The organism is uncultured Lactobacillus sp., assembly GCF_946477725.1.
Classification (GTDB): domain Bacteria; phylum Bacillota; class Bacilli; order Lactobacillales; family Lactobacillaceae; genus Lactobacillus.
Genome location: NZ_CAMKZC010000001.1, coordinates 138,092 through 152,335, shown reverse-complemented (window position 1 = coordinate 152,335; position 14,244 = coordinate 138,092). Strand labels below are relative to the sequence as shown.

At 36.1% G+C, this 14,244-nt stretch carries 18 protein-coding genes; 4 read left to right on the top strand and 14 right to left on the bottom strand.

The window, feature by feature from the left end:
* Positions 1–13 precede the first annotated feature (13 nt).
* Positions 14–232: a hypothetical protein gene (locus Q0R51_RS00745; RefSeq protein ID WP_294755984.1), complete on the bottom strand. Its 219-nt coding sequence runs from the start codon at positions 230–232 to the stop codon at positions 14–16.
* A 206-nt stretch (positions 233–438) separates the two neighbouring features.
* Between Q0R51_RS00745 and Q0R51_RS00740 the strand changes: the two genes are divergently transcribed.
* The gene (locus Q0R51_RS00740) at positions 439–1,044 is read left to right on the top strand and encodes a hypothetical protein (protein WP_294755983.1); all 606 of its coding nucleotides are present in this window, start codon (positions 439–441) and stop codon (positions 1,042–1,044) included.
* A gap of 12 nt (positions 1,045–1,056) precedes the next feature.
* A complete protein-coding gene (locus Q0R51_RS00735) occupies positions 1,057–1,638 on the top strand; it encodes a hypothetical protein (protein ID WP_294755968.1) in 582 nt (193 codons plus the stop codon).
* Between the two features lie 131 nt (positions 1,639–1,769).
* On the opposite strand, the gene Q0R51_RS00730 is transcribed toward Q0R51_RS00735, so the two are convergent.
* From Q0R51_RS00730 to Q0R51_RS00710, 5 genes are read right to left on the bottom strand one after another with little or no spacing between them, the layout of a single operon-like run.
* Positions 1,770–2,618, bottom strand: a complete 849-nt coding sequence (locus Q0R51_RS00730; protein WP_110445528.1) for a PTS system mannose/fructose/sorbose family transporter subunit IID — start codon at positions 2,616–2,618, stop codon at positions 1,770–1,772.
* The gene (locus tag Q0R51_RS00725) at positions 2,615–3,436 is read right to left on the bottom strand and encodes a PTS sugar transporter subunit IIC (protein ID WP_122037219.1); all 822 of its coding nucleotides are present in this window, start codon (positions 3,434–3,436) and stop codon (positions 2,615–2,617) included. The genes Q0R51_RS00730 and Q0R51_RS00725 overlap by 4 nt, the downstream gene beginning before the upstream one ends.
* A complete protein-coding gene (locus Q0R51_RS00720; protein ID WP_294755967.1) occupies positions 3,433–3,909 on the bottom strand; it encodes a PTS sugar transporter subunit IIB in 477 nt (158 codons plus the stop codon). Before Q0R51_RS00720 ends, Q0R51_RS00725 begins: the two co-directional genes overlap by 4 nt.
* Positions 3,890–4,339, bottom strand: coding sequence for a PTS sugar transporter subunit IIA (locus Q0R51_RS00715; RefSeq protein WP_294755966.1), 450 nt, complete (start codon positions 4,337–4,339; stop codon positions 3,890–3,892). Before Q0R51_RS00715 ends, Q0R51_RS00720 begins: the two co-directional genes overlap by 20 nt.
* Entirely contained in the window at positions 4,329–5,420 is a 1,092-nt protein-coding gene (locus tag Q0R51_RS00710; protein WP_294755965.1) for a tyrosine-protein phosphatase, read from the bottom strand. The genes Q0R51_RS00715 and Q0R51_RS00710 overlap by 11 nt, the downstream gene beginning before the upstream one ends.
* Positions 5,421–5,586: 166 nt before the next feature.
* Here Q0R51_RS00710 and Q0R51_RS00705 point away from each other — a divergent pair, with 166 nt between their 5' ends.
* Entirely contained in the window at positions 5,587–6,387 is an 801-nt protein-coding gene (locus Q0R51_RS00705; protein WP_294755963.1) for a MurR/RpiR family transcriptional regulator, read from the top strand.
* A 200-nt stretch (positions 6,388–6,587) separates the two neighbouring features.
* On the opposite strand, the gene Q0R51_RS00700 is transcribed toward Q0R51_RS00705, so the two are convergent.
* From Q0R51_RS00700 to coaA, 7 genes are all read right to left on the bottom strand, one after another.
* The gene (locus Q0R51_RS00700; RefSeq protein ID WP_294755961.1) at positions 6,588–7,352 is read right to left on the bottom strand and encodes a ChbG/HpnK family deacetylase; all 765 of its coding nucleotides are present in this window, start codon (positions 7,350–7,352) and stop codon (positions 6,588–6,590) included.
* A gap of 9 nt (positions 7,353–7,361) precedes the next feature.
* On the bottom strand, positions 7,362–8,777 hold the full coding sequence (locus tag Q0R51_RS00695) for a PTS transporter subunit EIIC (protein ID WP_294755959.1): 1,416 nt from the start codon (positions 8,775–8,777) through the stop codon (positions 7,362–7,364).
* The gene (locus tag Q0R51_RS00690) at positions 8,767–9,618 is read right to left on the bottom strand and encodes a PRD domain-containing protein (RefSeq protein ID WP_122025579.1); all 852 of its coding nucleotides are present in this window, start codon (positions 9,616–9,618) and stop codon (positions 8,767–8,769) included. The genes Q0R51_RS00695 and Q0R51_RS00690 overlap by 11 nt, the downstream gene beginning before the upstream one ends.
* A gap of 19 nt (positions 9,619–9,637) precedes the next feature.
* Positions 9,638–10,129 carry a PTS glucose transporter subunit IIA gene (locus tag Q0R51_RS00685; protein ID WP_294755957.1) on the bottom strand — a complete coding sequence of 164 codons (492 nt, stop codon included), beginning with the start codon at positions 10,127–10,129 and terminating at the stop codon, positions 9,638–9,640.
* 247 nt (positions 10,130–10,376) lie between these two features.
* Positions 10,377–10,949 carry an elongation factor P gene (gene efp, locus Q0R51_RS00680; RefSeq protein WP_110445521.1) on the bottom strand — a complete coding sequence of 191 codons (573 nt, stop codon included), beginning with the start codon at positions 10,947–10,949 and terminating at the stop codon, positions 10,377–10,379.
* 181 nt (positions 10,950–11,130) lie between these two features.
* Entirely contained in the window at positions 11,131–12,120 is a 990-nt protein-coding gene (locus Q0R51_RS00675) for an ornithine cyclodeaminase family protein (RefSeq protein ID WP_294755954.1), read from the bottom strand.
* A gap of 72 nt (positions 12,121–12,192) precedes the next feature.
* Positions 12,193–13,107, bottom strand: coding sequence for a type I pantothenate kinase (coaA, locus tag Q0R51_RS00670; protein ID WP_294755952.1), 915 nt, complete (start codon positions 13,105–13,107; stop codon positions 12,193–12,195).
* A 95-nt stretch (positions 13,108–13,202) separates the two neighbouring features.
* Between coaA and Q0R51_RS00665 the strand changes: the two genes are divergently transcribed.
* Positions 13,203–13,775, top strand: coding sequence for a GDSL-type esterase/lipase family protein (locus tag Q0R51_RS00665; protein WP_294755951.1), 573 nt, complete (start codon positions 13,203–13,205; stop codon positions 13,773–13,775).
* A 14-nt stretch (positions 13,776–13,789) separates the two neighbouring features.
* Here the strand turns inward: Q0R51_RS00665 and Q0R51_RS00660 are convergent, their stop codons facing one another.
* Positions 13,790–14,239, bottom strand: coding sequence for a GNAT family N-acetyltransferase (locus Q0R51_RS00660; protein ID WP_294755950.1), 450 nt, complete (start codon positions 14,237–14,239; stop codon positions 13,790–13,792).
* Positions 14,240–14,244: the final 5 nt, after the last annotated feature.

The following is a 14,244-nucleotide window of genomic DNA, read 5'->3' as shown; positions in this document are numbered from 1 at the left end:
ATCATCATTACTGTCAATAATTAAGATAACTTATTTTAAAGTATGATTCCAAGTTTGAAGTATCTTTCTCTTCTAAAGCCTTTTTAATTAAAAGCATAAAAATAACCTTCATATTTCGCGTTTTCTTGCGTTTTTCCTGTTTTTTATCATAAACCGGCAAGAATAACGCCACACAAACGGCAGCGATCTCAGCTGCTGCTGTTACCCACTCAGATAATGGTCCTATGCTCATAGTCATTTTCCTCCCGGCTATTATTATACCTTTAACAGATGGGCAGCGAAGCACTTTTTAACAGCCATTTTTATTCTAGATAGCAAATAAGTTAAAAGTGACTATTACTTTATATTGTATATATTTATACAAAAAAGCTGTGCATTTTAAGCATATATGCGATATGATTATATTAAATAATTATTTAGTATATAGGGGTATAAAATATGCAATATAAAAGACCTTTTTATAAAAAATGGTGGTTTTGGCTTGTTATTGCAGTAATCACTGTTTTTACTAATCTCGGTTCTGGCAATAACAATGAAACGCAAAGTACACACCATTCCACTGAAGCTCGCTCAGCCAAAGTAGAAAAAAGCCGTAAGCAAAAGGCAGCAGCTGAAAAAAGAAAAGAAGAAAAAGCGCGAAAACTAGCCGCTGAAAGAAAAAAAGCCCAAGCTAAAAAGCTGGCAGCTAAAAAAGCAAAATTAAGGAAAAAGCAGTTAGCGCAAAAACGGCGGGAAAAGCGCGCCAGACAACTAGCCCAAAAAAGAAGACGCGCGCAAAAACGGCAATTGGCTTTACAGCAAAAGCAAAAAAAGCAGTTACTTGCGCAAAAAAAGCAGTTACTTGCGCAAAAAAAGGCACAAGCAAAGCAGGCTGCCGCTAATGACCGCAATAGTCGGACAGTTTACGTAGCTCCCACCTCTGGCAGACGCTACCATTTTGATCCTAATTGCCGCGGATTGCGTCCGGCAAATGGCAACATTACGCAAATGCCTTTAAAAGAAGCTATTAGCGAGGGTTACACCTTATGTAAATGGGAAGATTAGGGAGAAGAATAAATGATGGTCAAGTTTGGTTTTAGAAAACCCAGTTTAAGAAAGTCTATCTCTGCCAGAACAAAAGGCAGAGCGACGAGAGCTATTAAAAAAGCCATTATTCCCAACTATGGCAAGCGCGGCATGGGTTGGGCCCATCCTAAAAGAAAAATATATAATACAATTTATAATAAGACTACTTTTGATACTCGCAAATTATTTATTAACAATAGTTCCAGTAAAAATAAGTCAACTTCCGGCACTATTAATAAGCAATGTAAAATGAATTATCAAAATGAGGCAAACATGAATAGTAATAAAAATATTCCTCAGTCAACAGCTGGTAAACCAAAAGCACAAATTAGATATTTTAAAATTAAAAGCCAAAAAGATATCAAAACTAACCGCCAGTTATACTATCTAAAAATTGTCCGTTCCTGCTTCTTATGGCTGGGAACAGTACTTGCAGTATTTGGACAACTGAAAATAGGGATTTATCCTTTAATTATTTGGGCTATACTAAAAATTCCTACACTGTCATTTGGAGAGCCAATTAATCCCAAAGACGTTAAAAATAATGTTTCTGAACTCAATAAAAAGCCCTAGAAAAATATTTTAATAAGGAAGAAATAGCAAGTTGGTTATACCTTAAAAGGCTGCTAAATTAGCGTTTTATTAACGCAATTTAGCAGTCTTTTTAATTATCTTAAAGCTTTAAACTGAAGATTTGACTTGTGTTACAAAATCTTGAAATAAGTTAAGCCAACTACTACCACCATCATTGCAATAATTAACATTGCCGCATGTTTACCATTAGTCTTCTTTAAGATGTAGTAAACCAAAACAGTTACCAGTAGGCTTAACAGACCCGGCATAATTTTATCAAACATCGATTGCAAGCTAATGACATTGCCACCAACTTTGTTAGATACATTAGAGTGCACAACAATTTTTAATGGTGTTTTGACTTTAATAACTGTTGAAATCAGAGCACCAACAACCATCAATCCAACTACATTAGCCATTGTGGAAATACGCTGGATGACATCGCTTTGTTCGTTATTATTTAAAAAAGCAATTCCCTTTTTATAACCAAATGAAACAGCATAGTATCTTGCTCCCATATTAATTATGTTATAGAGAATAAACATCAAAATTGGGCCAAAGATGCTGCCACCAAAGGCAATTGAGGCACCTATACTACCAACGATTGGCAGCCAGGTAAATTTAATCAGACTGTCGCCTAAACCGGCTAAAGGTCCCATTAACCCAGTTTTTAATGGATTGATCCCATCTTTTTCATCTGGAGATGTTGTTTCCTCCATTGCGGCTGATAATCCTAAAATTACAGCATCGAAGTTAACGTGAGAATTATAGAAAACCAAATGCCGCTTCATAGCTTCTGATAAGTCTTTTTTATCAGGATAGATTTTTGCCAGAGCCGGTGCGATTGCCCGCATAAATCCTACACCTTGCAGCGTTTCATAATTTAAGGTAATGCGCATAGTATTGAGTCGCATAAACATGCGCCAAATATCTCTATTGTTCAATTTGTGTTCAGGCGCAGTTAACTTTTCTTCACTCATAGGTCATAGTCCTCCTCATCGTCTTCTTCATCGCTGCTTGAATTATTTAATTGCGTGCTTGGTGAAACTTGAGCTTTAGCACTAGGCTCACGAGTTGCTCTTTCGTATAAGAAAGCAAACACCAAAGCGATCAACGTAATTGGTAAGATATCTAATTTTAAATAGGAAGATAAGACGAAACCTAAAATAATAAACATCCACAATTCGCCTTTTTTAAGCATTGTCATCATTAATAATGCAATACCTACAGAAGGAATGATGGAACCTGCCGTGCTTAAGCCATTAATGATAAATTTAGGCAGGTCATTTATTGCTTGTTGAATGGCGCCTGCACCAAATTGCAAAGCCAAAAAGGTAGGAAATGCACAAGCAAAACCGTATAAAAATGCTGGTGGCCAAGTCAGCCAAAATGTACCTTTAACGTCAGCATTATCTGCTAGCCGTTTAGCCCAACCATTAAGAGAACAGTTAATTGTTTCGATTAAAACAAGTAGTTGTTGCGCCAAAATTGAAGTTGGGACAGCCAGTGTAATGGCGGTTGCCACCATTGTCGAAATATTGCCACTGGTGTTACCCATTATTGCAAGTGAAGTACTAATCATCGTACCGGTAATGATATCCGGAGCCATATAGGCACCAACATCACCAATACCCATCCACATAACTTCAAGTGTTGCGCCAATAATAAGTCCAGCTTGTAAATTACCTAGTATAATACCCACGATTGGTGCAATTAACAAAGGCCGCCTGAACATCTTTGTACTGACATTATCAATTCCTAAGAGAAAGGCCAAAGCCGTTAAGATAAAGACTTTCATTTCTGTAAAACCTCACTTAATTTGACGGCTCCATCTGTTGGAACCATTTGAATTTCTATATCTACTCCTAAGTCCAGCAACTTCTCCAATGCTTTCTTTTCTTCATCAGTTAAGAAAACAGCTTTCGTATATTGCTTACGCTCATCATTGCCGCGAATGCCGCCAATATTTAATTTTGGTATCTGATAACCACTGTCAACAATCTTTTCAACCGTAAATGGAGAGGCAAACAAAAGCATGGTTCTTCTTGTAACCGGATTGTGAGGGACAATTTTTAAAAATTTTTCAGTTGAAAAAATATGTAATTTAACATTGCGCGGAACGCTCATTTTTAGAACATTCGATTGAATTTTATCCTCGGCAACCTTATCATCAACAATGATCACTTGCTCAATTTGCTTAACATTAAGCCAAGTCGTTACTACTTGTCCGTGAATCAAACGATCATCAATTCTACAAAATTCCACTGCCATCTTCGTCTTGCTCCTCTTCTTTAAATCTTTCTGAAATATTCTGAAAGCCCATGTTGTAGGACTTTTCAAGTGATTCTGCTAGTTCAGCCAAGCTGCGATTGCGATTGGTAAATAAATCTAGCAGCATTGGCAAATTTAACCCGCTTAATACCAAAACATTGTCCTTTTCCAAACAAAAAGTACCACTGACATTTGATGGCGTTCCCCCTAAAATGTCGCATATAATGATGGTGCCATTATTGGTGTCAAGTTCATCATACATTTGATTCATTTTTTCTTTTGCTTGATCCAAGTTCAGGTTTTCTGTCACAGCCAAATAAGCACAATTATCTTGCTTACCTACAATCATTTCTGCACTTCGCAAAGCTTCTTCGGCCAAGTAGCCGTGACTAGCTAAAATCACTGCAACTGGAGTATTTTTATCTGCCATTTTCAGTCCCCTTTTCTAAATAAAAATCTCTGGCATGGTTAATTTCTGCCATAGTTAAGTTAAAATGTTGTTGAAAGTAGTTTTCGGGAGTACCAAAAAGCTCGTATATTTTATTGATTGCCGCTTTAATGTAACTTTCGCGCGTGTCAATCATAGCCATTAAATAATCAAGATATGATTTTTTCTGAACCAGTTTATGGTACAAGTCATACTTTAACTGATTCCTCTCTTTGCGAATAATCTTAGTCAGCATGTAATCGCGCACTATATCTTCTTCTTTGATGTTCAAAAGCAGCAATATCAGCATTGAGCCAAAACCGGTTCTATCTTTGCCACCACGGCAATGATGAAGCAACGGCAAAGCTTCTCTGCACACAACAGCTTTTAACATTCTGCCATATGCTTTTTGTGCAATTGGTGAGGTCACCAGGTCTTCATAACTTTCAATGACATTGTCGCCCCGATCGTTGATATACCTTTCTGGGACTTCACCATTTTCCAAAGACTGTACCAATTTTTCATTTTCACCCTTTAAATCAACTACATTAGCCGCAGCCTCAGAAAAGCTTGACTGTGGATCACAATTGAGAATTTGTAAAACTGTAGGCAAATATTTATTGGGATGATACTGTCTTTCATGTGGTGAACGATAATCAACAATTGTTTGTAAGTTATAATTTGTTAATATTTGCTGATCGCTGTCATTAAGCTTTGATAACTGGTCTCCGCGAAACAAAACACCCCATTTTAAAAAGCGTCCATCTTTAGCCGCGTATCCGCCCATATCCCGAATATTAATGGCATTTTCAAGTGGAATAACTCGTTCAGCAAAGATATTCGTCACAAAATGAGAAGCGGTGTTTTTGATAATATAGTATTTTGGCAAATTCTTGCGTGGAATTTTAACTGTAAAATCACCGCTAGAGCTTTCCGCTATAACCTTTTGTATTTTTTCAAGTTCTGGTACATCACCTATTAAAAGCTGATAAGGGCCATTGTTCTCATTCTGCATTTTAATTATCAGTTGCTCGCCATCACGTTTCATAGAAATGTTCGGTAAAATGTATGGTTGCTTTTTCATTAGCTTTTGATACCCCTTTCATTAATGATAATACTACAAGAAAATATTTTTCGCAATTTATTTTTTAAGAAAATTATTTTCATTTCTGACAAAAAGTAGTACAATGAAAAAGAGTAAATTTATCCGCTTACAATAAACTTTAGGGCTTTCTTGGGAGGAAATTATTTTGAATCCACTTATAGCAATCCAAAAAAACTATTTAAATTTTTCCAAAAATGAAAAAGTTATCGCCAATTATATTTTACAAAACAGCCCTCAAATAAATAATATGAAAATTACTGAACTGGCACGTCACACTTCAACCTCTATTTCAACCATTACCAGGTTTGTCAAAAAAATCGGCTGCAAAAGTTACTCCGATATGAAGGTTAACATTGGTCATCATTTAATTAATACTGTTCCTAAACAAAAAGATGACATTTTGAGTGAAGTTTTCACTTTTTATCAAACAGTCATTAAAAATACTCAGCAAATGATAGATCAAAGTCTAATCAAGCAGTTTATTGCGTTGTTAAAAAAGCAAGACCATATTATTGTAATTGGTTCCAGTAGTTCTGGTGTTTCCGCTGCTACATTTGGTCTGAGACTTATGCGAATGGGTTTTGATGCTCAGAGTTTCAGCGATCCTAATTGGATGGAAATGCGTGCTAGTATTGCTAGAAACAATGATCTTTTTTTAGCTGTATCAAATAGCGGTACAACAGATTGCATCGTTAAAACACTGACCTTAGCGCAGAAACATCAGGCAAAAATCGTTTCGATTACCAGTTATCTCGAAAATCCTGTTGCCCAACTTAGTGATCTGATTTTTCACGTATATAATCCGCGCTTTGCTAATAACGAGAAATTTATTAATTCCCAGTTTTCGAATATGTACCTAATTGATATTTTGACTTCATGCTTGCAAGAAGAAGCTGATTTACAAGACTCAATGCTTACTACCAGAAAAGCTGTGGGTGATATTTAGCAATAAAAGTTGGCTATTAGTCATATTAAAAAAACAGACAATAGCCAATTTGGATTCATGATGCTAGACTATGCATCAAGATCACTAAAAAGCTGCATAAAAAAAGCATCGAGCAACAACACTCAATGCCTTTTTGTTGATCAGGAAAAATTTAACCACCAAAACTTTTTATTTTCTATTCCTTAAGACTCACTATTATTTCAGTTTAACTCCGTATATCTGGCCAAATGCAATCCTTTGTCTGCAATTTCCTGTGCTACCTTCGGATCACATAAAAAGTCCACTTCTTGAGTACGCGGAGTAGTTAGACTGGATTGCTGAATGATACTCTGGTCTAAATATCCTGGATGACAAACCATCATTGGTACATTATCAGACGAATTAGCTAAAGCAAATTCAATAGTATGAGCGAAAGTACGATATGGATCATAATTTGGTTTCATACTGTCCATAAAAGTTGTAATTGTCGTATTCTTTTTAAACTTAACAGGATTTAAGTCTAAATCGAATGGTAACAATGGTAAATTATGTCTTTCAGCAACTACTTCAAGACCCTTTAACAAGTTTGCACTGTAAACAGCGTGTGCTTCAAAATAATCAGGCTTTTTGCCAACAATTTTTAAAAAATATTGGTATTGTGCTTCAATTTCAACGATCACTTCATCCAGATCAACCACATCGTGGTCTGTAGTTCGATAGACCTTAGATGGCTTAAATGAGCCATCAGATGTTACTAAACTTGGTATTTTTTCTGGATCAGTCAATGGCTTACCTGCACAAATCACTGTATGCATCCCAATATCAAGATCAAATCCTTTCAATAGGTCCAACCCATGAAGTGTGTCTTTCATATTGACCATTACACCAACATTATTGATCAGACCATGTTTGACACTTTCATAAATTCCGTAATTAACTCCCTTGGAATAACCAAGATCATCTGCGCGAATAATTATATTTTTCATATTTTCCTCCTATTTATTTTTGGGTTCAACGCCAATAACATAGGTAGCAATTGCTGCAACTATTAAAGCAATTGCTGCACTTGCAATACCATTGATTAGATTAGCCGTAGATCCGCCTACATAAGCAGTTAATGACATGAAATTAGCTACCGGCACAATTACATAGCCAGAGACATGCATTATGGCAGCGTATATACCACCGGCAAATCCACCGATCATCATGCCAATGAATGGTCTACGATATTTAATTGCTAATCCGTATAAGCCAGGTTCAGTAACACCGCCAATAAAATTGGCAATAAAGTAACTAAATGCAAGTGATTTTTCTTTTTTATCTTTTAAACGTAGTGCTGCACCTAAACTCATACCAGCTACCGCAAAACTGGCAGCTAGAGAACCGAGAATAATGAAGTTGTCATGACCTGTCTGTGCTACAATTGTAATCATTGCACTGATCATCACTAAGTGCATCCCTGTGATCACTAAAAGCTCCCACAAAGCGCCTATTAGTCCTACGCCAATAATAGCGGCAATACCACCCAGTTGACCAAAGGAAATAATTCCCTTAGAAACATATTCGCCTACAAATCCTCCAAGTGGTCCAAGAACACATAAAGCTATTGGTAGCATAATAGCAATTGTTAATGTAGGTGCAAGTATAGTCCGTAATGACGCAGTAATATGCTTATTAAAGAAGCGCTCGATATACGACATTATCCAAGCTGACAGTAAGATTGGCAAAACCGAACTGGCATAATTAGTCAAATGCATAGGAATACCATATACGGTAAACGGCTTTCCCGCTGCAACAATTTTTACCAATCCTGGATCAAGCATAATTGCTCCTAGAAAAATCCCTAAAATTGGAGAAGTATTAAATTGTTTAGCTGCAGTATAACCAATCGCAATGGGGAAGAAGTAAAAGCCAGCGTCACCAACAAAACTAAATAATTGATACAAGTCACTATGTACAGAAATAACATTTAGCATAGTTGGACCAAGTACTGCCACCAACATTTTAAACATTGATGCTGCAATCAACATGGGAATAAGTGGCGTTAGACTGCCAGCAATTTTATTTAAAATTGTATTTCCAACAGATTTCCACGTTAATTTTTTAGATTCACTTTTTACGTTATCCTTTTTTTCAGTCACTGGTGCAGCTTCAGTTAAATTACCCACGGCAGTAACCGCATCATAAACTTCATTAACCGTTTGGCCGATAATAATTTGATATTGTCCCCCAGATCTTGCAGTTCCAAGTACGCCCGTAATATTTTTTATCTCATCATCTTTTGGTATGCTCATATCCTTAAGATTAAATCTTAACCTTGTCATACAATGGGTTACACTAACAACATTTTCATTGCCACCAACTGCAGTAACAATTTGCCGGGCCATTTCCTGATATTTTTTATTCATCATTGCTTTCCTTATCATTTAATTGTGCGATCATTCTTTGAACATAAATCATTAAGTAAAATTCTTCATCATCCGTAGTATTTGTTCTTAGTTTTTCATCAATCTGATTAATGATATCGACTGTACATCGATACACTTTTGAATAGTTTTCTTTAAAACTTTTCCTGAGTAATTTACTGGAACCATCATTAATTTGTTCGTCATTTTCTAACCGCTTCAAGTAGTATCTTAAATGCGTAATAAATCTGTTATAGATAAAAGATTTACGATTAACTTTTAGCTTAAATTGCTTTTCAATCTCTTTTACGATTAAGTCGGCAATTGAGTCAAAACTCTCTTTACTTATTTGTAATTTTGTAACTACTTGAGAATTAATAAAATGCATCGCTATCGCAATTATTTCTTCTGAGGGTAATTTTATAGCCAGTTTTTGCTCGATTATCTTTAAAGCAATTTCGCCAACTTGACATTCTTGCGGGTAAAAGGACTGAATATCATATGAAAATGGATAGTCAATTCGTACTCCTTTTCTTGAGCGTTCAATTGCAAAGTTAATATGGTCTGCTAAGCTAAAAAGAATATTTTGATTTAAGTCTTGGTTTAAAATAGTTTGCGCTTGCTGAACAATATCGGCACTAACCTCTAAAACACTTTCCGGAATTTCTTGAATCAGTTTGAAATTACGACTATCAATTCGGTAAAAAGTCATTTTGATTTTACTTAAATCAGTTAGTTCATACGGAGTTTTTGGATAGCCAATGCCTTTACCAAACGCTACTAATTCGTCGTGATTTTGATCTAAACAAACTGCTACGTTATTATTTATCCGTTTAACAACCTGCATTTAGATACTCCCATTAAACTTATTTTTCGACTATTATATCCAGATTAGTTACATTATCGCCATAATTTTTAGTCATTTTCCAGCCTTGATGCTCTGGGATCAATTTGGTAAAGATGACCATAGTAGTCAGATCAACTTCCTTGCTCTCAAGGAACTCACGACTCAGTCTAATTAGTTCTTGACCTTGCGTTATTTCTTCGTTCTGCTCAACTACGGCTGAAAAGCCTTGTCCATTTAAATTAACTGTGTCTATACCAATATGAACAAGTACCTCATCCCCATCCTGTGTAACTATCCCAACTGCATGGTGACTTTCAGGTAATGAAACAATTTTTCCGGCCACTGGTGCAAAAACACTGGTCGCTGTGGAAGATAAGCTTATTGCAAAGCCATCTCCCATCATTTTTTGTGAAAAGACTGGATCTTTTACTTCGCTTAAATTTTTCAATATTCCTGGAACAGGTGCAGTAACAGTAAATTTGGTAGTTTTCTTCTTGAAAAAATTAAACACAATTTCCCCCTTAACAAAAAAAACTCTTTGAAGCACAACAATTAGTAAGTATTCAAAAATACTTCGACTAATGGTAATGCCTCAAAGAGTAACAATCCATTTTTATTTATGTAAAATATTATACACGATTAGATATTTTTCTGCAAGCGCTTTTTATGTTTGGAAAATACTTGAGAGTATGCAGAATTACAACCGTTAAACAAGAAAAATAAAATGCAGTCGTTGCGGCTGCACCCTTTTACTATAATTATTTACTTCCTTCAGCTCTCGACTTATAGGAACCTTCAGCTGTATTAATAACCAGCTCCTCCCCTTCTTTAATAAAGTCGGGAACTTGAACCACTAATCCGGTTTCCATTGTGGCAGGTTTACCAGAGCCAGTAACAGTAGCACCTTTAATGCCTGGTTCAGTATGGGTTACTTTCATCGTTACAGTTGATGGCAATTCCACACCCAGCAATTTACTGTTATTGGCAAATTCCAACTGAACTTCAATATTAGGCATCAAATAAAGTTTGTCATCACCTAATTGTTCACTTGAAACTTCATATTGTTCGTAAGTTTCAGTATCCATGAAAGTATAAATATCACCCTCATTATAAAGATATTGTGCGTTTTTCTTAGTGATATCAACTAAATCTACTTTCTCAGTTGGACGCATAGTCTTATGAACCACAGCACCACTTTCAACGTTGCGCAAATCCATTTGCATAACGGTGTTGCCCTTTCCGGGCTTATGGTGATTAGCTTTCAAAACCCGAATTAATTTGCCGTCTTGACTAAAAACCATACCTTTTTTTAAGTTTATTGCTTGTACCATTTTTTACTCCTTTAAATCCATTTATTAAATTAATTATTGACTTCAGGAAACCACGCCGGAGGTAAAGCAAACTTTTTTATCAATAATAAATAAATCTCATTCATAATGATTAGTATAGCAAAATTTGGACTTTATCAACACCATAAAATCAATCATTTTAAATAAACTAAAAAGTTGAGACTTACATGTTAACTTGAGTTCCAACGTTATGCTTTACAGCGTTATTATAAATAGACTTTGCGGCCATCAAGTCTTGGGCCGCAATACCAACCGTTTCAAAGAAAATTACTTCGTTATCATTTTCGCGTCCTGGTAATTCGCCGCTCACGACTTGACCAATTTCACCAGTAAAGTCGGCATTAGAAATCAAGCCTTTATTTAACGGAATAATTATGTCACCTGACTCTGCCAAAACAGCGTCTTTAGAATCAAAGTAAATTTTATCCGCTTTAGCAACTAGTTCTGCTGGTGTTTCTTCCATCTGTGGTTGATAGGCACCTACGCCACAAATAGTAGCACCTTGCTTAATAAAGTGAGCGTCATAAACTGGTTTAGTTGACGGTGTGACAGATATGACTACATCTGCATCCTGTACCGCTTCATTACCAGTCTCAACCGCCGTGATTTTAGTGTGGTATTGGGCCAAGTCCTTTTGCATTTTCACAGCAAACTTTTGAGCACGTTCAAAATCAAGGTCACTCACGGCCACCTCATCTAAGTGACGCACAATCAGCATAGCCTCAAGCTGAGTTGCAGCCTGTCCGCCTGTTACAATTAAGGCACCCTTCCTGCAATTCTTTTTTGCCAAGTACTTGAGTGCAACTCCCGCAGCAGAACCCGTGCGCAATTGGGTCACATAATTACCGTCCAATATAGCATTAACTATACCGGTTTGAGCATCAATATTTAAGACTTGGGCATTAATAGAAGGTACTCCCTGACTAATATTTTCAGGAAACATATTCAATACTTTCACGCAGGCAGCTTCGTAATCTTCACAAAAAGCGGGCATACATAAGAAAGTATCCTTACCATTTTGCTTAAGAATTTGAGTTCTTAATGGTACATCTACTTTGCCGGCAGAAAAGTAACGAAAAGCGTCACTGACCGCAGCAATACAATCTTTTAGTGAATAACATTTTTCAATATCACTTCTGTTTAACAGTAACATTTGTTTCTCCTGCTATCTCCCAATATCATTATTTTAAAGCCTCTTATAAATTAAAGTTATCCCCGCTACACGCTAGATTTGTTTGAGATAAATTTTGTCAATAACATGGCCAGCAGTTTTATGCAAAATCAAACTGGCACGCGGCTTGGTAGGGGCAATATATTCCCGCAAATTAACCAAATTTACCATTTGCCAAGTTTCTTGTGCAAACCTAAGAGCTTCATCCCGTGGTCCATTAGCCATTTCATAATAAAAGTTATGTGGATTATTTTTATTTAGCTCCAGCAATCTGACAAAACGCTGCATGAACCATTTTTCAATCAGGTCTTCTGGTGCATCAATATAAATCGAAAAATCGAAAAAATCGCTGGTTACAATTTGACCATTGGTAGGTAGTTGCAACGTGTTAATTCCCTCAATAATTAAAATATCAGGCTCACATACGTGACCATATTTTCCGGGAACAATATCACTTAACTCCTGAGAATATAGGGGGTAAACAATGTCATTCTTGCCACTTAAGACATCTTGTAAAAAATTAATAAGCAAGTTCATATTATAACTTTCGGGAAAACCTTTGCGGTCGGTTAAATTGCGCCTGGTTAATTCTTGATTGGAATAAATAAAACCATCTGTAGTCATTAAATGCACTTTTAAACCTGGATATGAACGACTAAGTAATATTTGCAAAAGCCGTGCAGTAGTTGACTTCCCCACTGCTACGGAACCTGAAATTCCAATAATAAAGGGGGCGCTTGCAACTTTTTGGTGTAAAAAACGCCCTTGCTTTTGCTGCAAAGTCCGCTTTTCTTGATAGACTAAATAAAGATATTTGATTAAACTGCCGTATACCTCTTGTACATCAGTTAAATTGATAATATCTCCTAAAGATTTAATCTTAGCCAATTCATCTTGAGTTATTTTAACCGGTTCAGTGGCAGACAATGACTGCCATTCTTCTCTATTAAACTGTAAATAATTTTTCATTCTCGATATCCTTGAATTTTAATTCTTATAATATAGTAAAATAAAAACATAAAGTTCTTTAATTAATTTCCTTAATCATACAGAAAGGCAAAACTATGAAAAAAATAATCTTATTTGGTGACTCCCTGTTTAATGGTTATCGTGCTGGTCATGATACTAAAATAGTAACTACTGGAGTGCAAAAAGAGTTTGCTGGTCAAGCTCAAATTAGCAACTTATCTTTAAGTGGTGCCACAACAGCTCAAGGCAAGCAGCGTTTAAACTTAATTCCAACAGATTCTGCCATAGTGGTCCTTGAATATGGTACAAACGACATGTCTACTGGTTGGGGAATCAGTAGTGCTGAGTATGCCGCCAATCTTAACGACATGGTGAAAAGTATTGGTGCTTCGAAAATGATTATTTTAGGTCCTGCTTATGAGGATCCTAATAATAAGTATATTATGCAATACTACAATCACCAAAATATGACAATTTATAATCAAATCGCTATAGATTGTGCCCGCAAATATAACATTCCTTTCATTAACTTGATCGCTAATTTTTGTCAGTTAAAAAATTTATCTTCATATTACCAAGAAGATGGACAGCATCTTACAGCTGCAGGAAATCAAATCTTAATTAACCTGGTAGTAGCGGCAATTAAACAAAAACTTGCACAATTATAGTGCAAGTTTTCATCTTATAAATCCTTATACATCATTACATGCTTAATGTCAGCTTCCGTAAAAGGCTCACCTTTAGTATGGTAGCCTAAAAAGTCATAGAAGGGTTTAGCCTGCCATTGTGCATGACAATAAAGGCGGTCAACTCCCTGATTACGCAAGTATTCATGAACCTGAGTCATCATTTTGGTACCTAGTTTTTGCCCGCGAGCCGTTTTAGCAACTGCTACTCTGCCTAACAACCACTTGCCTTTTTCTTGAAAAATGCGGCAAACAGCCAGAGCGTTAGTTTTTTGATCATTCAGTAAATAGACTTGAATGGCAGCCAAATCTTCGTCATCCAGCTCGGGTACAGTAATTTCCTGTTCCGTTACAAATGTATCTATCCGCAAACGAGCAACGCAAAACATTTCCCGCCCAGTCATTTGCGCAACTGGTTTAAACGTAAATTTTTCCCCTTCAGTCATAGCAT